This window comes from Streptacidiphilus sp. MAP12-16 (assembly GCF_041262165.1).
Taxonomy (GTDB): Bacteria; Actinomycetota; Actinomycetes; order Streptomycetales; family Streptomycetaceae; genus Streptacidiphilus.
This window is the reverse complement of record NZ_JBGCBY010000012.1, coordinates 193,863-213,919: the sequence shown is the minus strand read 5'-3', so window position 1 is coordinate 213,919 and position 20,057 is coordinate 193,863. Positions and strand designations below refer to the sequence as shown.

Annotated in this window: 24 protein-coding genes and 1 tRNA gene; 16 read left to right on the top strand and 9 right to left on the bottom strand. The window is 70.3% G+C overall.

Annotation, left to right across the window (positions count from 1 at the left end):
- Positions 1-62: 62 nt before the first annotated feature.
- Entirely contained in the window at positions 63-1,079 is a 1,017-nt protein-coding gene (locus ABIA33_RS18520) for a TolB family protein (protein WP_370082864.1), read from the top strand.
- Positions 1,080-1,113: 34 nt separating this feature from the next.
- Here ABIA33_RS18520 and ABIA33_RS18515 read toward each other — a convergent pair whose 3' ends face one another.
- The 4 genes from ABIA33_RS18515 to ABIA33_RS18500 all read right to left on the bottom strand — a co-directional run bounded on the left by ABIA33_RS18515 (position 1,114) and on the right by ABIA33_RS18500 (position 3,577).
- Positions 1,114-1,689, bottom strand: coding sequence for a hypothetical protein (locus ABIA33_RS18515; RefSeq protein WP_370082862.1), 576 nt, complete (start codon positions 1,687-1,689; stop codon positions 1,114-1,116).
- A 121-nt stretch (positions 1,690-1,810) separates the two neighbouring features.
- Positions 1,811-2,728 (bottom strand): esterase/lipase family protein, encoded by a 918-nt coding sequence (locus tag ABIA33_RS18510; protein WP_370082949.1) that lies wholly within the window; start codon positions 2,726-2,728, stop codon positions 1,811-1,813.
- A 206-nt stretch (positions 2,729-2,934) separates the two neighbouring features.
- On the bottom strand, positions 2,935-3,348 hold the full coding sequence (locus ABIA33_RS18505) for an anti-sigma factor antagonist (RefSeq protein WP_370082860.1): 414 nt from the start codon (positions 3,346-3,348) through the stop codon (positions 2,935-2,937).
- Between the two features lie 58 nt (positions 3,349-3,406).
- Positions 3,407-3,577 carry a DUF6126 family protein gene (locus ABIA33_RS18500; RefSeq protein ID WP_370082857.1) on the bottom strand — a complete coding sequence of 57 codons (171 nt, stop codon included), beginning with the start codon at positions 3,575-3,577 and terminating at the stop codon, positions 3,407-3,409.
- A gap of 221 nt (positions 3,578-3,798) precedes the next feature.
- Here ABIA33_RS18500 and ABIA33_RS18495 point away from each other — a divergent pair, with 221 nt between their 5' ends.
- The 5 genes from ABIA33_RS18495 to ABIA33_RS18475 all read left to right on the top strand — a co-directional run bounded on the left by ABIA33_RS18495 (position 3,799) and on the right by ABIA33_RS18475 (position 7,993).
- Positions 3,799-4,773 (top strand): magnesium transporter CorA family protein, encoded by a 975-nt coding sequence (locus tag ABIA33_RS18495; protein WP_370082855.1) that lies wholly within the window; start codon positions 3,799-3,801, stop codon positions 4,771-4,773.
- Positions 4,774-4,961: 188 nt separating this feature from the next.
- The gene (locus ABIA33_RS18490; RefSeq protein WP_370082853.1) at positions 4,962-5,147 is read left to right on the top strand and encodes a hypothetical protein; all 186 of its coding nucleotides are present in this window, start codon (positions 4,962-4,964) and stop codon (positions 5,145-5,147) included.
- Between the two features lie 330 nt (positions 5,148-5,477).
- Positions 5,478-6,659 carry a hypothetical protein gene (locus ABIA33_RS18485; protein WP_370082851.1) on the top strand — a complete coding sequence of 394 codons (1,182 nt, stop codon included), beginning with the start codon at positions 5,478-5,480 and terminating at the stop codon, positions 6,657-6,659.
- 147 nt (positions 6,660-6,806) lie between these two features.
- Positions 6,807-7,103, top strand: a complete 297-nt coding sequence (locus ABIA33_RS18480; RefSeq protein ID WP_030253738.1) for a type II toxin-antitoxin system VapB family antitoxin — start codon at positions 6,807-6,809, stop codon at positions 7,101-7,103.
- Between the two features lie 155 nt (positions 7,104-7,258).
- Complete coding sequence (locus ABIA33_RS18475; protein ID WP_370082849.1) at positions 7,259-7,993, top strand: LytR C-terminal domain-containing protein; 735 nt, start codon at positions 7,259-7,261, stop codon at positions 7,991-7,993.
- Between the two features lie 190 nt (positions 7,994-8,183).
- Here the strand turns inward: ABIA33_RS18475 and upp are convergent, their stop codons facing one another.
- Positions 8,184-8,822, bottom strand: a complete 639-nt coding sequence (gene upp, locus ABIA33_RS18470; RefSeq protein ID WP_370082847.1) for a uracil phosphoribosyltransferase — start codon at positions 8,820-8,822, stop codon at positions 8,184-8,186.
- A 164-nt stretch (positions 8,823-8,986) separates the two neighbouring features.
- Between upp and ABIA33_RS18465 the strand changes: the two genes are divergently transcribed.
- From ABIA33_RS18465 to ABIA33_RS18450, 4 genes are all read left to right on the top strand, one after another.
- A complete protein-coding gene (locus ABIA33_RS18465; RefSeq protein WP_370082845.1) occupies positions 8,987-9,244 on the top strand; it encodes a hypothetical protein in 258 nt (85 codons plus the stop codon).
- Between the two features lie 235 nt (positions 9,245-9,479).
- A complete protein-coding gene (locus tag ABIA33_RS18460) occupies positions 9,480-9,980 on the top strand; it encodes a hypothetical protein (protein WP_370082843.1) in 501 nt (166 codons plus the stop codon).
- A gap of 95 nt (positions 9,981-10,075) precedes the next feature.
- Positions 10,076-10,600, top strand: a complete 525-nt coding sequence (gene tadA / locus ABIA33_RS18455; protein WP_370082841.1) for a tRNA adenosine(34) deaminase TadA — start codon at positions 10,076-10,078, stop codon at positions 10,598-10,600.
- Between the two features lie 33 nt (positions 10,601-10,633).
- Positions 10,634-10,720: transfer RNA gene (locus tag ABIA33_RS18450), tRNA-Ser, on the top strand.
- Positions 10,721-10,868: 148 nt separating this feature from the next.
- Here ABIA33_RS18450 and ABIA33_RS18445 read toward each other — a convergent pair.
- Positions 10,869-12,125 (bottom strand): hypothetical protein, encoded by a 1,257-nt coding sequence (locus ABIA33_RS18445; protein WP_370082839.1) that lies wholly within the window; start codon positions 12,123-12,125, stop codon positions 10,869-10,871.
- A 329-nt stretch (positions 12,126-12,454) separates the two neighbouring features.
- On the bottom strand, positions 12,455-13,372 hold the full coding sequence (locus ABIA33_RS18440) for a hypothetical protein (protein WP_370082837.1): 918 nt from the start codon (positions 13,370-13,372) through the stop codon (positions 12,455-12,457).
- 491 nt (positions 13,373-13,863) lie between these two features.
- Here ABIA33_RS18440 and ABIA33_RS18435 point away from each other — a divergent pair, with 491 nt between their 5' ends.
- The 5 genes from ABIA33_RS18435 to ABIA33_RS18415 all read left to right on the top strand — a co-directional run bounded on the left by ABIA33_RS18435 (position 13,864) and on the right by ABIA33_RS18415 (position 17,794).
- On the top strand, positions 13,864-14,592 hold the full coding sequence (locus tag ABIA33_RS18435; protein WP_370082835.1) for an SHOCT domain-containing protein: 729 nt from the start codon (positions 13,864-13,866) through the stop codon (positions 14,590-14,592).
- A 398-nt stretch (positions 14,593-14,990) separates the two neighbouring features.
- Positions 14,991-15,155 (top strand): hypothetical protein, encoded by a 165-nt coding sequence (locus tag ABIA33_RS18430; protein ID WP_370082833.1) that lies wholly within the window; start codon positions 14,991-14,993, stop codon positions 15,153-15,155.
- Between the two features lie 38 nt (positions 15,156-15,193).
- Positions 15,194-15,487: a Dabb family protein gene (locus ABIA33_RS18425; protein ID WP_370082831.1), complete on the top strand. Its 294-nt coding sequence runs from the start codon at positions 15,194-15,196 to the stop codon at positions 15,485-15,487.
- Between the two features lie 245 nt (positions 15,488-15,732).
- Positions 15,733-16,695 carry an RNA polymerase sigma factor SigF gene (locus tag ABIA33_RS18420; protein ID WP_370082829.1) on the top strand — a complete coding sequence of 321 codons (963 nt, stop codon included), beginning with the start codon at positions 15,733-15,735 and terminating at the stop codon, positions 16,693-16,695.
- 298 nt (positions 16,696-16,993) lie between these two features.
- Positions 16,994-17,794: an RNA polymerase sigma factor SigF gene (locus ABIA33_RS18415; protein WP_370082947.1), complete on the top strand. Its 801-nt coding sequence runs from the start codon at positions 16,994-16,996 to the stop codon at positions 17,792-17,794.
- A gap of 63 nt (positions 17,795-17,857) precedes the next feature.
- Here ABIA33_RS18415 and ABIA33_RS18410 read toward each other — a convergent pair whose 3' ends face one another.
- Positions 17,858-18,739 carry a tyrosine-protein phosphatase gene (locus ABIA33_RS18410; protein ID WP_370082827.1) on the bottom strand — a complete coding sequence of 294 codons (882 nt, stop codon included), beginning with the start codon at positions 18,737-18,739 and terminating at the stop codon, positions 17,858-17,860.
- Positions 18,740-18,909: 170 nt separating this feature from the next.
- Here ABIA33_RS18410 and ABIA33_RS18405 point away from each other — a divergent pair, with 170 nt between their 5' ends.
- Entirely contained in the window at positions 18,910-19,740 is an 831-nt protein-coding gene (locus ABIA33_RS18405) for a hypothetical protein (RefSeq protein ID WP_370082825.1), read from the top strand.
- Between the two features lie 82 nt (positions 19,741-19,822).
- On the opposite strand, the gene ABIA33_RS18400 is transcribed toward ABIA33_RS18405, so the two are convergent.
- The gene (locus tag ABIA33_RS18400) at positions 19,823-20,014 is read right to left on the bottom strand and encodes a hypothetical protein (RefSeq protein WP_370082823.1); all 192 of its coding nucleotides are present in this window, start codon (positions 20,012-20,014) and stop codon (positions 19,823-19,825) included.
- Positions 20,015-20,057: the final 43 nt, after the last annotated feature.

The window sequence follows — 20,057 nt, the reverse complement described above, 5'->3', positions numbered from 1 at the left end:
GGATGCCGACGCGCTTCGCGAACGAGACGCACGGCACCGTCAACGCCTCTGGGGGAAGTCCAATGTCCGCACGCTCCCGCCTCCGCACCGCCGCCGCCATCGCCCTCACGGTCGCGGTCACCACCGGCACCGCCGCGTTGCTGACCGGCTGCGCTGCGACGACCACGGTGAAGGCCTCCGCGCCGGTCCCGGTGCAGGTGTCCGCCGCACCCATCGGCACAGCGTCGGCTTCCGCCGCGCCGACCGGCGGTGCCTCCGCCCCGGCCGTGAACGGAACCGCGAACAGCGCGCTGACCATCAGCAACGGCACGGACCATGTGCTGATGAACGGCACTTCGGTCGACTTCGGCACCATCGTGCGGGACCTCGCCTGGTCCCCCGACGGCAGCAAGGCCGCGTTCGTCAACAGCTCGGGTGACCTCGTGGTCGCGAACCCCGACGGCAGCGGACGCGTCGTCGTCGCCAGGAACCCGGGCGGACAGACCTGGTCCCACCCCACCTGGCAACTGGCGGTGGCCGACAGCAAGAACCAGATCCGCGCCAAGGACAACCTCGTCTTCGCCGTCTCCCAGAATGGGGTGTCACGGCTGGAGAGCGTGTCCGCCACGGCGGTCGGTGGCACGCCGACGACGCTGCCGCTGGCAGCCGGGGCGGGCGACAACGTGCCGCAACTGCCCCAGACCGGCAACGCGTGGCCGAGTGCCGGCGGGAAGTTCGGCAGCTCCGTCTACGCGAACAGCGGCACCGGCGAGGTCTACATCCGCGACGACTACCTGCGCCAGCAGGGCGGCGCGTTCACCTCCGGCTCCGAGCCCGCGCTGTCGCCCGACGGCAACGACATCATCTTCGTCCGCTCCGTCAGCGGACACGACCACGTCTTCGTGGAGAGTCTCGACAGCAAGGCCGTCCGGGACCTCACTCCGAACGCCACCACCGACTACACCGAGCCCGCCTGGTCCCCGGACAGCCGGACTCTCGCCGTCAGGACCCCCGGGGGTGTCGACACCGTTCCGGCCAACGGCTCCAGCGCGCCGGCGATGGTCTCCACTTTCCCGGGCCTGCCCGCCTACCGGGGCTAACAGCGCCCAGCCGGGCTGCCGGGCGGCCGGGCGGTCAACCCGCAGGACGGCCGGCGCGACGGTCCAACTCGGCGCGCAGTTCGTCCAGGTGCGCGTCGGCGGTGTCATGGGGCAGGAACTCGACCACGTCGAGGAACCGGAACAGGACCTGCGTCCCGGTGACTGCGTACTCGTACTCGCCGAAGCCCACCACCGCACCCATCGCACCCCGGACTGTGCCCCGGACGACATGCGCGGTCATGTCGTCCGGCTCGGCCGCCGACATGCCCCGCCGCGCGTTGGGACGGGCCAGGTAGGGGCACACCATCGAGGCGTACAGCATGCACGCGCGATGCCCCGGACCCTCCAGGGTCGGCGCGAGATTGCGGTAGGGCCGCCCGGCGGCGAGCGCCTCGCCGATCGCGGCACTCTCCGCGGCACCCAGCACCCGCCACACCGGACCCTGCGGCATCACCGTGTTGCACACCGAACACAACCGCTTCAGCGCGCAATCGGCGCTGCGCCCGTAGTCGGTGAGCGCGAACTGCGGCTCATCGCCCTCCCATGGGGTGATGGCCGGAACGGGGTAACCGCGAACGTCACGGGGGCGGGTCTGGACGGTCGGTGGCATGGGGACTGCATCAAATCGCACCGTCCATCCCTACCAGGCGAAGCGGCAGCGCGCACCACCGCCCCCGCCGCTCTCGGGCGGCGCCTCCCCGCGCCCCTGACCGGCAGCGGCTGTCGGGGCGTCAGGGGGTAAGGCGGCAGCCGGTGGGAGTCGCGTGCGCGGGGTCGAGCGCGTTCAGCACCTCGTGCAGGGCGACCGGGTCGAACGCGATGGTCGTATGCAGGGCCAGGTCCAGCGGACAGAGGTCCTGCAGCAGGACGTTCCGAACGTTCGGGCCCTGCAGGAACTGCGACTGCACCGGGGTCACCACGAGGTCGTACCGGCTGGAGAGCACGGTGTACTCGACGCCTGGCACCGTGTCGCCGTCCGCGTTGAGCCGCTGCAGGAACGGTGATCCGGCGAGCTGGTCCAGGCAGCCCGGGCACCAGCCACCGAGCAGGGCGTGGTCCGTGCCGGGCGCGGACTGCAGCAGCGAGGCCACGCCGTCGAGGGTGGTGCCGTGACTGTCCGGCGCGAGCGCGACCAGGCGTCCGACCTTGTCCGCGCCGCCGAGGAACTTCAGGTAGTAACGGGGCATCATGCCGCCCAGCGAGTGCCCCACGATGTCGACTCTGCCGGTACCCGTCGCGGCCAGCACGCCGTCCACGAAGGTCCTCAACTGAGCTGCGGAGTCCGCCACCGGTGCGATCGCGGCGAGCAGCGGCACGCCGGGCTCGCGGCCGTAGGTGGGCGCGAAGACGCAGTACCCCTCGGCGGCGAGCAGCGGCGCGAGTTCGATCCAGTTGAGGGTCCCGGTCGCGAAGGTGCCGTGGACCAGGACGATCGGACGCGGATGGGCAGCGCCGGGTCTGCAGGACCAGTCGTTGGCCCCGGGCAGGCCGTCGGCCTGGAGGGCCTGCGCCGCGGCGACGGTCGCCCGGGTGTCGGACCGTGCCGACGCGGGCGCGGACTCGACAGCGGCGGTCGCGTTGACGGTCGCGGTAGCGGTCGCGTTGACGGTCGCGGTAGCGGGCACGGCGGCGGTGCCGGCCGCGAGCAGGAGTACGGCCGCGAGGACCACGCCGATCCGCCCCTTGCGTCGCAGGTGGGAGCGAATGGACACGATGTCCTCCAAAAGCGACCAGACGGGGATGAACCCGGCGCTTCCGGGTCGGCGCTCAGCACAGCACCGTCAGCGGCTCAGATCCAGCCGCCACGCACGCAACCCCCTCGCCGGAGTGACCCCCCTCCAGCGCTGGTCGGACGTCAGCCCAAGGTGTCGGACCAGCCGGCGCTGCGCCAGTTCTGCGGCTCCGCGCGGCGGCCCGCCGCCGCTCCCGCTTCGACCGGATGCGCGGCCAGCGCCGCCGCCAGATCGGGGTGGACCGGGAGGTCGCTCAACTCCGGTATCAGGGCGCAGTCCGCTCCGGTCGGGACCGCCGCGAGCTCCAGCGTGCGCTGCTGCTCGGCCAGGCGGAGGGCGGCGTCCCGCAGCGCGACCTGACCCTGTGGCGACCACCCGTGCAGCGCCTTGAGGTCCACGATGAGCGGGCCAGTGCCGCGTGCCAGCGCCCAGCCCACCGCCCCGGCGAAGCGCGGGACGGAGTCGCCGCCCAGGTAGCCGGAGACCTGGAGGACTCCGGCCCCGGACCGGTCCTGGAAGTGCCACTGGATCGTCAAGAAGGGCTCCGGCGGTTGAGGTGCGGGCTGCGGCGGTGGGGTGGACTGCCCGGATCGGTCAGTGGTTCCGGCCACCGAAGTAGAACAGGAGCATGACGAAGCCGGCGAAGACGTGGAAGCCGATCACATAGATGAAGGCGCGGATCCACACCCCTTTGTTGGCCCGGCTGCCTCCGCCTTCGGAGCCGTCGTCCACAGGCTTCGGCCGGGGCTCGCCCGCTTCGCTCATCACGTCTCGCCTCCTTGGCTGCACCTCATCGAACGGTCGGCCATGACGCCGCCGCCCACCAGGGGCGTACACCACAGTGCCACCTTCACGGGTGGAGCCACAGTTCCCGCTCCTCCCGCACCGCAGGAAACGGCAGTGATGTTTTTATGTGAAGAAGTTTTCAAGCGTAGCTCACAGGGTGGCGTGATTCGGCCCTCGGCAGCGCCACTACTCTGACCCGCATGGCTCGAACCCGGCTCTACCGCAGCGGCACCCTGGACCTTGAGGACTTCCCGGTCGAGGACATATCGGACTACGTGTGCGAACCCACCTGCACGGTGTGGCTGGATCTCTGCGATCCCACGTCGGCCGACTTCGACATGATCATCGAGGAGTTCGGGCTGCACGAGCTCGCGGTCGAGGACGCGCGACACGATCACCAACGCCCCAAGCTGGACCGCTACCGCACCCACCTCTTCCTCAGCGCCTACGCGGTCAGCACCGACCCGGACACCGGGATGGTCGTCACCAGCGAGATCGCCGTCTTCATCACCCAGACCGCGCTGATCACCATCCGCAAGGGCAAGCAGTTCGACATGGACCGGGTCGTCGCCCGCTGGGACGACTCCCTCGACCTCGCCAAGGAGGGGGTCGGCTACCTCCTCTACGGCCTGCTCGACTACCTCGTCGACGGCCACTTCCACGCCGTCCAGGAGCTCGACGAGCGGATCGAGGAGCTGGAGGACCTGCTCTTCGAGGACGGGCGCGACGAGATCCAGACGGTCCAGCGCAGCTCCTTCGAACTCCGCAAGAACCTGGTGCGGGTGCGGCGCGTCGTGCTGCCGATGCGGGAGGTCGTCAACACGCTGCTCCGGCGTGACCTGCACGTCGTCAGCGAGACGATGATGCCGTACTACCAGGACGTGTACGACCACGTGCTGCGCGCCACCGAGTGGACCGAGTCGCTGCGCGACATGGTGACCTCCGTCATGGAGACCAACCTGACGATTCAGGGCAACCGGATGAACCTGATCATGAAGAAGGTGACCAGCTGGGCCTCGATCATCGCGGTCCCCACGGCGGTCACCGGCTTCTTCGGACAAAACGTTCCCTACCCCGGGTTCGGCACGCAGACCGGCTTCTGGGCCTCGACCCTGGTGATGCTCGGCCTCTCGGTCCTGCTGTACTTCGGCTTCAAGCGGAGGGACTGGATCTGACGCCGTGACAGTGGCGGCGGCCGCTGTTGCACGGTCGTGACAGCGGTCACACAGATCGCGGATCTTGGACTGCGAGGCTTCTCTCGTCGCACAGAGCAGCAAGAAGTCGAACGAGTGACCATCCGACTCGGGGGGATCGGCGTCGCTCGGCGAACCGCACCACCGCCATCCGTCCTGGGGGAACCGTCATGTCCGCTCGCGCCCGCCTCGGCACCGTCGCAGCCGTCGCCCTGACCGCCGCGATCACCGGCGGCACCGTCCTCATGCCGACCGCCGCCCACGCCGCGGCTCCGGCCACGTCCTCCCCACTGACCCTGACGGTCACATGCTCGCCGGCGGCGCGCTCGCCTTCCTCGGCGCCGGAGTCGCGCTGATGGCCGGTCTGAAGCGGCGCGCCCGTCAGCACTGACATCTCCCGCAGGACGTAGGGCCCGGACCGCACCGCGGTCCGGGCCCTACGCACGTCCACGTCCACGTCCGCCCTGCGCCCTGCGCCCTGCGCTCTGCGCCCTGCGCCCTGCGCCCTGCGCCCTGCGCCCGAGCGTGACAGGCCAGGTCTAGACCAATGGCAGGGCACCCGGCTACGGTTGCCCTGCTACTCCGCTGCCGCTGCTTCTGCCGCTGCCGCTGCTTCTGCCGCTGCCGCGCATACAGCGCCTGCCGACCAGCCCCCTCCCCACACCCCCGACCAGCCCGGAGCACTCGTGGAGTCGTCCGTCCTCGCCTTCGCCACCGATCTGCTCGACGAGGGCGCCGACCACTTCTTCGGGAACCTCACCGACCGGGCCGGAGTCGGCGGTCTCACCCTCGCCTCCGTCTACCACGAGGCACGTGACGTCTTCCCGCACAATCCCCACCGGGTCGTCCGCTACCTGGAGCCCGGCGCGGCCTACTTCCGCCCCGACCCCGCGCGCTGGGCCGGCCGGCGACTGCGCCCCACCCCCTCCACCGCCATCGGCGACCGCGACCCCTTCGCCGAGGCTTCGACGGAGGCCCAGCGCCGCGGTTTGAAGCTGCATGCCTGGACGGTCTTCCTGCACAACGACCGGCTCGGCTTCGAACACCCCGACTGCGCCCCGGCGAACGCATTCGGCGACCGCCACCTCACCGAGCTCTGCCCGGCCAATCCCGAGGTCCGCGGCTACGTCCGCGACCTCGTCGCCGAACACTCCCGGTACGGGGTCGACGCCATCCGCGCCGAGTCGCTCCACTTCCACGGCCTGCGTCACGGCTACCACCACGAGCGCTACTTCGAGCAGCTGGGGCCGGTCGCCGAGGCCCTGCTCGGTCTCTGCTTCTGCGACCACTGCCGCAGCAACGCCGCCCGCCTCGGCGTCCCCGCCGACGAGGTCCGGGAGGTCGTCCGGTCCGAGATCCGCCGTCGGCTGGGCTCCGAGGAGGCGGCGACGGAGCCGGCCACCGGGGCGACCGCGCTCGACACCATCGCCGACGGAGCGCTCGCCGCCTACGTCGACGCCTCCGCCGCAACCGTCACCTCCCTGGCCGCCGAGGCCGCCGCGGTGGCCACCGCCCAGGGGATGCGGCTGACTTTCATGGACGCGGGCGGCCCCGGCAAAGGCTGGCTCTCCGGCATCGACCTGCCCGCCCTCAGCAAGGTGGTCCACGGGATCGAGACCCTCGGTTACGCCCTCGAACCGGCGCGGGTGCGCGAAAAGGTCGCCGCCTTCGCCGTGCACGGCGTGGCCCCCTCCACGCTCGCGGTCATCCTTCGCCCCATGTCAGAGGACTGCGACGGCCCGGAGAACCTCGCTGCCAAGATCCGCGCCCTCTCCGAACTGGGCGTCCCCGAGGTCGAGTTCTACAACTACGGCCTGATGCGGCTCAGCTCCATGGACCGGATCGGCGCGGCGCTGGCCTCGATCTGAGCCGCGACCGTCGCGCACTCTCCCGAGTGACGCCCGGAAGGAACCCTTCCCAATTCCCTCGGCAAAGTCCCAGGTGGCAGCCGTTGTCCAGGTCACGGACTGTCATCCTTGCTGCGTCGCACCCCTGCGGGCGGGTAGGCTTTCCGTGTGATCTTCAAGCGCATCGGCAACGGGCGGCCCTACCCGGATCACGGCCGGGTCAGCACCCGACAGTGGGCGGACGTGGCCCCGCGTCCGGTACGTCTGGACCAGCTCGTCACTACCAAGGGCCAGCTCGATCTGGAAACCCTGCTCGCCGAGGACTCCACCTTCTACGGCGACCTCTTCGCCCATGTCGTGAAGTGGCAGGGGGACCTCTACCTCGAGGACGGGCTGCACCGCGCCGTACGCGCCGCGCTGCAGCAGCGTCAGGTCCTGCACGCACGCGTGCTGGAGATGGACTGATCGGGCGACTCGACACACTTTCGAGTGTCCTGCTAGCCCAGATGATGATCCTTTAGTACGCACAGTCGGAGCCTCGCACTAGTCTGGGGTAAGCAGCAGACGCTGCCAGACCAGCACTGACAGCCCGGCGCACAAGGGGGCATCCCGCGGTGAGCATGTTGACTCCCCCTGGCCTCAAGGGAAAGCAGTACCGGATCACCGGCACCGCCTATCCCCGTCTACGACGACCCAATCACCGGCGGCGATTCATCCTGCTCGCCGTGACCGGCGTGACGGTGCTGGCCGTTCTCGGCTGGGGCACCATCCAACTGGTCGACATCTTCGGCGGCGGCGCCAAGAAGGCGACAGCGGCGGCCCGCTGCACCCGAGCGGCGGCCGGGGACAGCGCTCCGCGCGCGTCGGCCCCGGCCTCCGCGTCCGCCTCCGCGTCCGCCTCCGCGCCGAGGGCGTCCACCTCCGCGGCAGGCGCCCCTGCGGCGGCGGCCGCGAGCGGAGCTGCCGCGCCGAGCGCCCTGCCGGGCGTTCCGCTTCCGGCCGCGATCACGGTCAATGTCTACAACGCGACCAACCACGCGGGCCTGGCCGGCCAGACGGCCGCACTGCTCAAGCAGCGCGGCTTCATCATCGGCAAGATCGGGAACGCCCCCGCGCCCCTGCAGAACAAGATCGCCGGAACTGCCCTGGTCACCGGCGGCAGCACCAGCACCGCGCTGATGAACGTGGTCGGCTCCGAGGTCGCGGGTGCGAAGCCGAGCACCGACCAGCGCAAGGACACCTCGGTGGACTTGGTCCTCGGCAACGGCTTCACCGCCCTGGCGACGCCCGCCCAGGCGGCGCAGGCGCTGGCCCTGGCGACGAAGCCGAGCCCCACGGCCTCGGCCCACTGCTGACACCCGACGAGCTGACATCCGAGAACCGGAAACGGCTGTGCCCGAAGCTAGAAGCTAGGCGGGCACAGCCGCTCACCGATATTCGCGGCCCCTCTACGCGCGACGGCGAGGCGCGCGTGAGGACGAGTCGCGTGAGGACGAGTCGCGGGTGACGGAGCGCGCGTGGGGAGGAGGCGCGCGTGACGAGGCGTCAGTCCCCCGCGGTCCCGTACAGCCGGTCGCCCGCGTCGCCCAGGCCGGGAACGATGTAGCCCTGGTCGTTGAGGTGGTCGTCCACCGCGGCCGTGACGATCGTCACCGGCAGTCCGGCGAGTTCCTTCTCCAGCATGGCCATGCCCTCCGGCGCAGCCAGCAGGCAGATCGCCGTCACGTCGTCCGCGCCGCGCCCGATCAGCAGCCGGATCGCGGCGACCAGAGTGCCGCCGGTGGCCAGCATCGGGTCCAGTACGTACACCTGCCGCCCGGAGAGGTCGTCGGGCATCCGCGTCGCATAGGTGGACGCCTCGAGCGTCTCCTCGTTGCGGACCATGCCGAGGAAGCCCACCTCGGCGGTCGGCAGCAGCCGGGTCATACCGTCCAGCATGCCCAGGCCGGCGCGCAGGATCGGGACGACCAGCGGACGGGGATAGCTGAGCCGAACGCCCGTCGTGACCGCGACCGGCGTGGTGATCTCCACGGGCTCGGTCCGCACGTCCCGGGTCGCCTCGTACGCGAGCAGGGTCACCAGCTCGTCCGCGAGGCGACGGAAGGTCGGCGAGTCGGTGCGCTCGTCGCGCAGCGTGGAGAGCTTGTGCGCCACCAAGGGGTGGTCCAGGACATGAATCCGCATACGGCGACAGTAACGGAGCGTGGGCACGTGCACGACATTCCGCGCGACGCGAGGGCCCGGCAGTCGCTACTTTGTCAGGTCCACGCCGAATCGGTGTCAACGCGACCGGAATGGGAAAGTGGAAAGGCAGAGTCCACCAGGACGAGCGGGGCAGGCGGGCAGGCATGGACGAGCAGAAGAACGACAAGACAGGCAAGCGGGCCAAGTCTCGGGCCGGGACCTCTGCCGAGACGCCCGCCGACACATCCTCAGACACGCCCGTGGAGCCCCCTCCCGAGACTCCGGCCGAACGGCGCCGCCGCCGAGCGGCCTTCCTGCGGGAGCTGACCGAGGCGCGGGAACTGCGTGCCCGGGTGCAGCCGCGCCGCGTCAAGACCGAGCGCATGCGCCAGGCCGTACGGATGCGGACCTTTCGAATCTGACTACCCGCGTGCGTCTCGTCCGAACCTCCACCCCCTTCTCGCGACACGACCAGCGAAGACGCACCGCCGAACACTCCCCGGAGCGCCCCGCTTTCTGTCACGATGCCGATGGGGCGTTCGCATGGACCCCTGGACTCCGGGCCCGCGCAGAGCCCGGTCCTGTGGCCAAGACCTGGGAGAGTCGCTGGTGGCGTACTTCGCTGCATTGCTCGCTCGCACCGAGGACGGGTGGGACGTGAGCGAGACCGAGCTTGACGACGTCGAAACCCTCGCTGACCTTGCTGACCTGGCGCGCGAGGCCGCGGAGGACGAGGAGACCGTCCTGGTCTTCATCGAGCAGGAGGACGCCTGGTTCGCTGTCGTCCGTGTCGACGGCGAGGAGGATCCGCGGATCTTCGTCTCCGACGCCGCTGCTGCCTCGCGCAGTGCGTACGGGGAGATCGTCCTCACGGACGAACTGCTCGGGCGTGGTTCCGACGACGATCTCGACCACCTGGTGGTCGAGCTGGACGAGGACGACGACGAGGCGGACGACGACGAGGACGAGGAGGAGGCGGTTGTCGATCCCGACGGCGTCCCGACGGGGCCGCTGGGCGACGCCGGACTGCTGATCGAGTTCGGCGTCGGCGCAAAGGAACTGATGGACATGAGCGTCGAGGGCTCCGTGCCCGGCGACGCACTGACCGAGATCGCCGACGCGCTGGGCTGCGGCGAGGTGCTGGAGGCGGTCCGCTAGCCGGGCCGCCGCTTCCGGCGGCCCGTGTGCCTGAGCCTGTGCCTGTGCGCCCGGGTCGGGGCGGAGTGCCGAAGTCCGTGCTGGAGACTGGTGCCATGCAGCGCGCCTTTCCCCGCACCGGCCCCCGCCCCGACCCGCTCCGCGACAGGTGGGCTCCAGCCATGCGGCTCGCCCTGGCCGAGGCCGCCCTCGCGCTGCCGACCGGTGACGTGCCGGTCGGCGCGATCGTCCTGGACCAGGACGGCACGGTGATCGGTCGCGGCCACAACGAGCGCGAGGCCGTCGGCGACCCGACCGCGCACGCTGAGATCCTCGCCGTCCGCGAGGCGGCCAAGGCCCTGGGCGAGTGGCGGCTCACCGGGTGCACCCTCGTGGTGACCCTGGAACCGTGCACGATGTGCGCGGGTGCGATCGTCCTGTCGCGCGTGGATCGAGTGGTCTACGGCGCGCTGGACGAGAAGGCCGGCGCGGCGGGCTCCCTCTGGGACGTGATCCGCGACCGCCGCCTGAACCACCGTCCGGAGGTCGTCCCCGGCGTCCTCCCGGACGCCTGCGCCGCCGTCCTGACCGCCTTCTTCGACGGCCAGCGCCGCCCGGACGCGCCCGAGAAACCCGTTTAGGAGCACTGCTTCACGTCCGGTAGGCTGTCCCACGGTAGCGTGTCCGAGCGGCCAAAGGAGCACGCCTCGAAAGCGTGTGTGGGGGCAACTTCACCGTGGGTTCGAATCCCACCGCTACCGCTCTGAGCAGGCAACCACCAAGGCCCCGTCCGATGAACCGGACGGGGCCTTGGTGCTCCCAGTACCAATGCCCTCGACGGGATCGGCAGGACCAACGACGGCACGCAGCCCGTGCACGCCGGAAGGTGGCGCGCGAGCTGTCTAACAGTCAGGCGCGGCGGCCGCGGCGGCGCAGGACAGCCATCGTCGTGCCGCCGAGTGCGACGAGTGCCGCGGCCAGGCCGGTCAGCAGCGGCGCGTCCGAGCCGCCACCGGTAGTAGCCAGCGAGCCGCCGCTGGTCGGGGTGGCGCTGGGCCCGGTTTGCGTGCCAGTCGGGGTGGGGCTGGGCGCGGAGGGCGTGCCGGTCGGGGTGGGGCTGGATGACGGGGTCGGGACGCCTGAGACCGGCTTGGCGCAGGAAGGCGCGCCGGCGATGGTCTTGGAGGTCAGTTGCTGGGTGGCCCAGAAGTAGTCGGGGTCGCCTGAACCGGGGTAGTAGCCGAAGCCAACTGTGCCGTCGGCGGCGGACTTGAAGCCCGCACCCAGCGTGATCCGGGCGTTCACGGTGCGGTCCCAGGCGGGACCGGTGGCCCAGTGGGTCAGGTCGACGGTCTCGTCGAGCACGCCCGCAGCGCCCATGCCCACCTTGTGCCAGGTGTGGTGCGGCGCGTCGTAGACGTCCACCTCGGCGTCACAGGCGTTCGGGCCACTCATGCTCCCGTACTTCTGCCCCTGCCAGATGAAGAACGACGCGCTGGGGATCTGCCAGTTCGCGTGGTTCAACGTGGTCATGTGGATCTGGAAGAGCCGTGACCTGCCGTCCGCGGGAAGCGTGGTCGGCAGGCCCTTGATGGTCGTCGTCAGACCCAGCGGCACCACGCCGGTGTCCGCGCGTGCCACGAAGTTGCCGCCCTGCCCGTAGGCTCCGAGCGCAGGCGTCAGAAAGGCGCTGAACTCGATGGGGAACGGCTGTGTCTCGGCGGAGGTTGGCACGCGCCGGGCCCGGATCTGGAAGGTCAGCGCGCTGTGCGGCGCGATGTAGAGCGCCTTGCCGGCCAGATCCAAGGAGCCCAGATACGCCGAGAAGGCCGGGTTGGACGACATCTGGTACCAGTTCATGGGTGCCGGGGCCCAGGCGCCGGTACTGCCCGTGCGGTACTCCACTTGGAGTTGGCTGCGGTCGGACAGGAAGTCGGCGTTGAGGACCAGGTGATCCTGGGTGTCGGCGGTGGCGTTGGGGTTCTTGGCCTGGAGCGTCCACACACCCCAGTCGCCGCCCACGACCAGCCCCTTCGGGCCGCTGATACTGACGTACTTGCCGTAGTCAGTGGGGGGCACGTCCGCTGCGGCGGGGCCCGCCGCCGCAGCGACCGTTAGGGCCGAGGCGGCGAGTGCCACGGCGGCCGCGGAAAGGGTGCGTCTCATCTGTCCTCTTTGATCCGGGAATCGCTGTCGACCACTCGGCGACAAACCCGGACAAGGCCCAGAAAAGGGGCTCTGATCTGCGATTATGCCGAGGGGAAGCTCATTGTGGCTGAGGACTTGCTGAGAACTGCAGTTGTTGGTGCGTACTCACACGCTGCCCTTACGCACGCGTGACACCATCGTGATCTGCACCCACTCACATTGCCCGCCATTCAGCGCACACCGGACTTATCTGTGCTCCGAGTTCGAGCTTCGCGTGCCGGGAACCGGCTACCGCGGTTGATTCCCTTGCGCCGCTGATCCCACCAACTAGCGCTCTGGCCTCGCCGCTACACCAGGGCGGGCCTTGGCCAGCCGGTTGCGGCGCGGACCGCTGCTGCTCCGCGGGCGGCGGCTGCGGCGGCGCGGGAGGGGGACGGGGTTGGGCCCAGGCCGGCGCAGGGGCGGCAGATTCCCGGGGTGTCGAGCCCGGGCGCTTCGCATCGTGCGCACTCGTGGCGCCGACGGGCCGGCGCGGGTGGCGGGGGTGGTGGCGGCATCTTCCGTTCCAGGCGGTTCCGTAGCAGCGCGGACGGGGAGTGGATGCGGGCGGGTAGGCCCTCGAGGACCGCCGCGCGCAACTCCCGCTCGGTCGCGCCACGGGCCAGCCACTCCGCGACCAGCGGTGCGAGTTGCGCGGTCTCGCCCACGCCCAGCCGCAGGCGCGGCTCACCGAGCACGGCGCGGAAGAGCGCGGCCGCTGCCTCGGCGTCCTCACCGACGGGCTCCGGCGCGGCGGGGAGGGAGGCGGGGAGGGAGGCGGGGAGGGAGGTGTTTCCCTCGGTGTTCTCCCCCTCGGGGGAACTGCCGACCGCCTGCTCGTCCAGGCTGCCGACAGTCAGCAAGCTGTCAGCCGGACGGGCTTCGTCGTCGCCCGCGGTGGATGCCCAGGCCGCTGCCACGTCGTCAGGAGCCAGCAGCGGGGTGTTCGACACCAGCACGGCCGTCGACCAGGTCCCCAGCTTGGACTGCCGTCGACGGATGTGGAGGTAGCCCTCGTCGAGGAGCTGGCGGCGAGCTTTGGTCACCGCGATGCGCCCCTCGGGCATCTTCTCGCCGATGGTCTGCAGGGTTTCCCTGGAACCGGGGGGCAGTGAGAGTGCCCACTGCAGCAGGGCCTTGGCCGTGCCGTTGAGGCGGGGGTGACGCAGGATCTCGTGCGGCACCTGCAGGTAGCGCGCGGACAGCGCGATAGCATGGACGTGCATGGGGAGCGTTTACTCCTTGTGCCGGGCTCCGGGGTGTTTCCGCACCGCCGGGGCCGCTTCGTTTCTAGGTCGTGCGTGCAGGAACCTAGCACAGCAGGCGAAGCCCCCGACGACCCTCGCCGCACTGCCCATCCGGCTTCCCTGGCTGGTCATTGGCGATCCGTCAGCACAGGGGGCTCACCCCTTCGAGGCCGAACTCACGTGCAGGGTGCCTGTGTTGAGCAAGGGGCTGAGACGGCCTCGGTCCGTTGCGGGTTGCGGGCGCATACCGTTTCGGGGCTCCGGCGCAAGGCTCCAAACAGGTGGAGAGGGGGCGCGGGGCGTGGCCGCGTGCGCGGGGTGACGCCGCCCCCGCGCCGGGTGGGATCCAAGCCCACTACGTCGGCTGGGTACCGACGTGGTCACAATGTCCGTTCGTATCTGGGCAGGTGACGGCCGGTGGAGTAAACCGTAGTCCGCTGCTTCCGGTCGCTTCAGAAAGGCTGCCGCGCGTGACCGTGGGGAAGATGACCGCCGCCTGCTGGGTGCTGTTCGGCGTGATGAGCTTCGGTTTCCTGCCCCTCCTGCTGGGCGTCTTCAGCCTCCATGCGCTTCCGGGGCCGGCCAGGACGGTGCTCGCGGTGTTCGTCGTGGCGGTGCTCTGGTGGGGGCCGTTCGTCTACGGGATGTACCTGGCCCAGGCAGTGATGGGCAGCGGAGACCGGCGGCTGCTGAAGCGCGGCCGGCGCGGCACGGCCGTGGTGCTCAAGGCCGAGATGACCGGAATGACCCTCGGCGGGGCCCCGGACATGGGGATCCTCGGACGCCGGGTCTACCGGTACCAGCTCCGGGTGACCGCCTCCGGCAAGGACCCCTACGAGACCTACTGCAGCATCGCCTACTCCCACATCTCCCAGGGCCAGACAGTGAAGGTGGCGGTCAGCCCGCACAACCGCAAGAGAGTCACCATCGATGTGGGCCAGGACAGGGTCAAGCTCGGCAAGGCGCGACCCACAGCCTTCTCCGGCTCCGAGTTCTCCGGCTCCGAGTTCTCGCCCGTCGACTCCGGCACTCCCCACGACCGCTCCAGCGCCCGCTCCAGTTCGTCATCCTCGTCCGCGTCCGTGTCCGCCGGCTCCGAGCGCATCCATCAGCTGACCGAGCTGGGCAAGCTGCACCGCGAGGGCGTCCTCACTGACGCGGAGTTCGCCGCCGAGAAGGCTCGCATCCTCAAGCAGTGAGCCGGCGGCGAGGGTCGGGAAAGACGGAGGGGCGGGAGAGGGGGAGCGGCTACGGGGGGACCAGCCGCTCCCCCTGCGGAGTCCCACAACCGGCGCCGCGTCGGGGGATGTCGCGGCGGCCGGTCCCACAGCGGGGTCTCCGGTCCACGTACCGGGAGGTTCCTGCCAGACCCGCCCGGTACACCTCCCACTGTGCTCCACAACCGCGGGCCGCGCACCCGGCAAGAGGCACCTTCCGGAGGGACCTTGGTCCCCCCGGTTGCCGGCGTTCTCAGCAACGGGACTGGTGGGGCAGGTGAGGTCAGGACGTACGTTGCCGTTCGCTGACAGGGCGTCCGGGACTAGGCTTCGGCCATTAGGGTCGGCACGGGGAGTGCGACAGGGAGGCGGGCGGGGTCATGGGGCAGGCGAAGAAGATCGCGATGTATCTGCTTGTCATCTTTGTGCTGTATACGATCGTCACGTCGCCGGTGCGAGCAGCCAGTCTGGTGCAGGTCGGATTCACCGGTATCTCCAGTGCGGCCAAGTCCGTGGGGACCTTCATGAGCAACCTGGTGAAGTAACCTCGGGCGGCCAGATCCCCTCCCGAGGAGTACCCCGAATGATCCGCCACCTGGTCCTTTTCAAGCTCAACGACGGCGTCGCCAAGGACGACCCGCGCGTGCTCGCGGGCGTCGAGGCATTCGAGGGGCTGGGCAAGATCATCCCCGAACTGCGCGAGTGGCAGTGCGGCTGGAACATCACCGTGCGGGACATCGCGTACGACTATGCGATCAACAGTCTGGTGAACGACGTGGACGCACTGACCGCCTATCTGACACACCCGGCTCACCAGGCCGGGACGGCGCTGTGGCGTGAGTTCGCCACCTGGATCATCGCCGACATCGAGGTCTGAGGCTGTCGCAACGCGGCAGTAGCCGACAGGAATCCGCGCTGTCTGTCGCACCGAATCCGCGCCGCCGCACCGGGGCGCGTCCGTACGGCGGCGCGGATTCACTCCTGCGCACTCCCACGACCAACACACCTATATGTGGTGCTTGCCCGAGTAGCATCCCTCTTGTGATGCTATGACCGGTTTGCCGGATGGTGGACTGGGGCACGCGTTGCGCCTCTTGGGAGCTCGCGAGGGGTGGCGTGTCGATGCAGACACCAGGGAGCGCGAAGGACGAGGGTGACGCACCCGCGGCTCCCGTACCGCCTGCACAACCCGCAGCACCCGCTCAGCCCGCCCAGCCGGCTCAGCCCGTACCGCCGCCTGCACAGGCCTCCGCAGAACCGGAAGCACTCGCGCCGACCTCGCCGACCCCGCCGCCCGGGCCGACCCCGCCGACCGTCGACTCCAGCCGGGTCGACGTCCGCACCCTCACCAGAGTCCTCTTCGAACGGATGGCCGAGCTCACCCCCGGCACCCCCGAGCACGAGCGGGTCCGGGCCGCCCTGATCGAGGTCAACCTGCCGCTGGTGCGCTACGCCGCGGCCCGCTTCCGGGGCCGCAGCGAGCCGATGGAGGACGTGGTTCAGGTCGGCACCATCGGACTGATCAACGCCATCGACCGCTTCGACCCTGCCCGGGGCGTGCAGTTCCCCACCTACGCCCTGCCGACCATCCTCGGCGAGATCAAGCGCTACTTTCGGGACAACGTCCGCACCATGCACGTACCCCGGCGACTCCAGGAGCTCTGGGTCCAGGTCAGCGCCGCCATGGAGGACCTGACGGTCACTCATGGACGGATGCCCAAGGTCCCCGAGATCGCCGCGAACCTCCGCATCCCGGAGGAGGACGTTCGGGCCTGCCTGGATGCCGGGCGCGCCTACAACGCCACCTCCCTGGAGGCCACGCAGGAGCACGACGGCGGGCTGGCGCTGCTCGACCGGCTCGGCTACGAGGACTCCGCCCTCACCCATGTGGAGCATCGGGACATGGTCCGGCACCTGCTCGTCCAACTACCGGACCGTGAGCGACAGATTGTGATGTTGCGCTTCTTCGGAAATCTGACGCAGTCCCAGATCAGCACCGAGCTGGGCATGTCGCAGATGCACGTATCCCGTTTGCTGGCAAGGATCTTCGCGCGGCTGCGCAGCAGTAACGCCTGGGAGCACTAGCCCGCGCCGACCGGCGACACCCGCTCGCGAGATATCACAATCCGTCACTTTCCGTGCCAAACATGGTATTGCGGCGCGTTACCATCGCGTGACGTCTGCTCGTGTTGGGGTTTGCGGGGGATGCTGTGCCGGTATCTCAGTGGAGGTACATCGAGTCGTCGCCTTGTCGACTCGGGCAGCGATGTTGTCGTCATGAGGGGGTAGCGTGTCCGTAGAATTGGGCAGCCCTGAGGTTCAGACCAACGCAGCGGTCCTGCCCGCCCCCAGGGCGGCCGAGCCGGAGCTTGTCGAAGCCGAAATCGTCGAACCCGAGATCGTCACGGTTGAGCGGGGGGACGGGCTCGACACCCGCTCCCTCTCCCGCAGTCTGTTCCAGCGCTTCGCGACGCTGACCCCGGACTGCCGCGACTACCCCTACGTCCGCGACACCCTGATCGAGCTGAACCTCCCGCTCGTCCGCTACGCCGCGGCCCGCTTCCGCAGCCGCAACGAGCCGATGGAGGACATCATCCAGGTCGGCACGATCGGCCTGATCAAGGCCATCGACCGGTTCGACAACGAGCGCGGAGTAGAGTTCCCGACCTTCGCGATGCCGACCATCATCGGCGAGATCAAGCGGTTCTTCCGCGACACCAGCTGGTCGGTCCGGGTCCCGCGCCGGCTGCAGGAGCTGCGGCTGTCGCTGACCCGCGCCGGTGACGAGCTCGCCCAGAAGCTGGACCGCTCGCCCACCGTCGCCGAGCTCGCGCAGTGCCTCGGCGTCAGCGAGGAGGACGTGGTGGAGGGTCTTGCCGTCGGCAACGCCTACACCGCCAGCTCGCTCGACACCGCCCCCACGGACGAGGACGGTGACGGCCCGCTCGCGGAGCGGCTCGGCTACGAGGACGCCGCGATGGAGGGCGTGGAGTACCGCGAGTCGCTGAAGCCGCTGCTGGCCCGGCTGCCCGCACGGGAGCGGCGCATCATCATGCTGCGCTTCTTCGGGAACATGACGCAGTCGCAGATCGGCGACGAGATCGGCATCTCGCAGATGCACGTCTCCCGGCTGCTCACCCGCACCCTGGCGCAGCTCCGCGAGGGACTGATCGCGGAGGCGTGAGGAAGCTTGGCGAGTGGAACCCCATGACTGGTGGGCGGGCCTCGGGGGCCCGCCCACCGCCTTTCAGTCCACCAGGAGGTTCTTGCGCAGCGCGGCCAGCGTCCCCGCGTCCAGCCCGAGGCCGTCGGCGAGGAAGTCCTCGAAGTCGGGCCAGCCGTCGGCCACCGCGGCGAAGGCCGCGTCCAGGTAGACGGACTCCGCCCGGATCACCGGCAGCATCAGCGAGGGGTCCTTCATGACGCCGCGCGTGCCGAAGGCGTCCATGATCCGCTCGATCAGCGCGGCCGAGCGCTCGTTGGTGAGCAGGTAGTCCTCGTAGACCGTGGCCCGGTCGACGCCCAGCGCGGTCAGCACGATGGCCGCCGTCCAGCCGGTGCGGTCCTTGCCTGCCGTGCAGTGGAACAGCAGCGGGGTGCCGTCCGGGTCGGCCAGGAGGCGTACGGTCTCAGCGAAGCGTCCGCGGATCACCTCGTCGGTGACGAACCAGCGGTACATCTCCGTCATGATCCGCTCGCCGCCGCCGTCACCCAGCAGGGCGTGCTGCGCTGCCGCGTCCTGGCCGGCCAGGACGTCCCGCAGGGAGACGTAGATGTCGTGGTCGGGCGAGTACACCGGCAGGTGGACCAGGCGGACCGGGCCCTCGGCGGCTATCGCCCGACCGTCGGTGAGCTCGGCGCGGTCGGCGTCGGCCGGGTCTAGACCCGGCAGACGGTCGCTGCCGTTCTCCTCGACCTCGTTGAGCCCACGCAGGTCGACGACCTGGCGGACGCCGAGCGCGGTGAGGGTGTCCAGGTCGGCGTCGGTGAGCCGGTTGAGGGCGTCACCACGCAGCGCGACTCCGGTGCGGACCGTCCGACCGTCCGTGGTGCGGTATCCGCCGAGGTCGCGGGCGTTCACCGCGGCCTGCAGGCCGAGGCTGCGGGCGGGTGTCTGCGGTTCGGTCACTTCGGTTCTCTCCCCTGCGCGGCATCGCCCCGCGCGCGTGTTCGGGCGGTGCCCGGCCAGTGTAGGCAGGAGGTGCGGATCTCCTCTTCCCATCTGATGACCCATCAGTAAACTGGCGGGGTCGTGGGTGGCTCGGGTGGGACACCCCCTCTGGTGGGGTTGGTGGGGGCATGGGTGACGACAGCGGTGGCGGCGGGGACGGCGGCAGGGACCGCGGCGGGGACGGCGGCAGGGGAACCCTGGTCAGGCCGTGGGGCCGTGCGGCCTACGGGGTCGCACTGGCCGTCCTCGCCGCCGTCGGCGTCAGTGCCTGTGGAACCGGTCACACCGGCTACGTCGCGGTGGGCGTGGGTGGACCGGCCGCAAGCGTCCGGGCGGTTCTGCCCACCGGCAACGTGGTCTTCGTCCCGCTCGGCCCGACCCCGAGCGGCAGCGGGCAGCCGAGCGGCAACCCGACCTCCTCGACCGCACCGGCAGTGACGACCGGCGGCGCGGGCGGCGCGGGCTCGGGCGCCGTCCCCGCGACCGGCCGGACGGCCGCTGGCGGCACCGGCCGTGCGAGCAGCGGGGGCGGCTCTCCCTCGCCCGGCGCACCTTCCCGGGGTCAGCCCGCACCGGGCCCGTCCTCACCCGTCCCGCCGGCGGCCTCGCCCACCCCGACGCCGCCCACGCCCGCTCCTCCGCCGACGCTCTCGCCTGCCTCGCTCAGCGCCTCGGCGCCGAGCGATTCCGCAGGCTCCCAGCGCTGGTGCCAGAACGTGACTCTGACCCTCACCAACAGCGGTGGCCGGGCCGCCGACGCCGCGACTGTGACGTTCTCCACACACGTCATCGGGGCCCTGGGTACCGACTGGTGGACCTACCAGACCCAGCAGCCGCTGCACGCTCCGGTACCCGGGCACGCCTCCGCCACGGAGACCTGGAGCGTCTGCCTCGACTCCTGGCGCGTCCCCGCAGGCATGCACCTGGAAACCCGATCGGCGAGCATCGCCCTCCCCTGAGCCGCACGAGTCGGGCAGCACAATGCCGACCGTCGGCACCTGGCAGGAGCACGACGGTCGGCAGCGGACCAGGCGAAACGGGCTACTTGGTCACGAAGTAGAGCGCGACAGCGACGATCGCCAGGGCGACGATCACGCCGATCGCGATGCCAGCCGTGCGGCTGCCCCCGTTGACGGCGGTAGCGGGCTGGGGCTGGGGCTCGTCGACGAAGGCACGGAACATCTGGGTGCTCGCGGACGGGTCCTCGACAGGGGGGTTCTGGTAGTCGGCCATGGCAGAGGACTCTAGCCAATCCGGATGAACGCTGGTCACTTCC

What these genes read in the sequence shown, in the direction of transcription:
- ABIA33_RS18520 (WP_370082864.1), top strand. Translation starts at nt 63, where the DNA reads ATGTCCGCACGCTCCCGCCTCCGCACCGCCGCCGCCATCGCCCTCACG.
- ABIA33_RS18515 (WP_370082862.1), bottom strand. Translation starts at nt 1,689, where the DNA reads ATGCCACCGACCGTCCAGACCCGCCCCCGTGACGTTCGCGGTTACCCC.
- ABIA33_RS18500 (WP_370082857.1), bottom strand. Translation starts at nt 3,577, where the DNA reads ATGAGCGAAGCGGGCGAGCCCCGGCCGAAGCCTGTGGACGACGGCTCC.
- ABIA33_RS18495 (WP_370082855.1), top strand. Translation starts at nt 3,799, where the DNA reads ATGGCTCGAACCCGGCTCTACCGCAGCGGCACCCTGGACCTTGAGGAC.
- ABIA33_RS18490 (WP_370082853.1), top strand. Translation starts at nt 4,962, where the DNA reads ATGTCCGCTCGCGCCCGCCTCGGCACCGTCGCAGCCGTCGCCCTGACC.
- ABIA33_RS18475 (WP_370082849.1), top strand. Translation starts at nt 7,259, where the DNA reads ATGTTGACTCCCCCTGGCCTCAAGGGAAAGCAGTACCGGATCACCGGC.
- upp (WP_370082847.1), bottom strand. Translation starts at nt 8,822, where the DNA reads ATGCGGATTCATGTCCTGGACCACCCCTTGGTGGCGCACAAGCTCTCC.
- ABIA33_RS18465 (WP_370082845.1), top strand. Translation starts at nt 8,987, where the DNA reads ATGGACGAGCAGAAGAACGACAAGACAGGCAAGCGGGCCAAGTCTCGG.
- tadA (WP_370082841.1), top strand. Translation starts at nt 10,076, where the DNA reads ATGCAGCGCGCCTTTCCCCGCACCGGCCCCCGCCCCGACCCGCTCCGC.
- ABIA33_RS18445 (WP_370082839.1), bottom strand. Translation starts at nt 12,125, where the DNA reads ATGAGACGCACCCTTTCCGCGGCCGCCGTGGCACTCGCCGCCTCGGCC.
- ABIA33_RS18440 (WP_370082837.1), bottom strand. Translation starts at nt 13,372, where the DNA reads ATGCACGTCCATGCTATCGCGCTGTCCGCGCGCTACCTGCAGGTGCCG.
- ABIA33_RS18430 (WP_370082833.1), top strand. Translation starts at nt 14,991, where the DNA reads ATGGGGCAGGCGAAGAAGATCGCGATGTATCTGCTTGTCATCTTTGTG.
- ABIA33_RS18425 (WP_370082831.1), top strand. Translation starts at nt 15,194, where the DNA reads ATGATCCGCCACCTGGTCCTTTTCAAGCTCAACGACGGCGTCGCCAAG.
- ABIA33_RS18420 (WP_370082829.1), top strand. Translation starts at nt 15,733, where the DNA reads ATGCAGACACCAGGGAGCGCGAAGGACGAGGGTGACGCACCCGCGGCT.
- ABIA33_RS18405 (WP_370082825.1), top strand. Translation starts at nt 18,910, where the DNA reads ATGGGTGACGACAGCGGTGGCGGCGGGGACGGCGGCAGGGACCGCGGC.
- ABIA33_RS18400 (WP_370082823.1), bottom strand. Translation starts at nt 20,014, where the DNA reads ATGGCCGACTACCAGAACCCCCCTGTCGAGGACCCGTCCGCGAGCACC.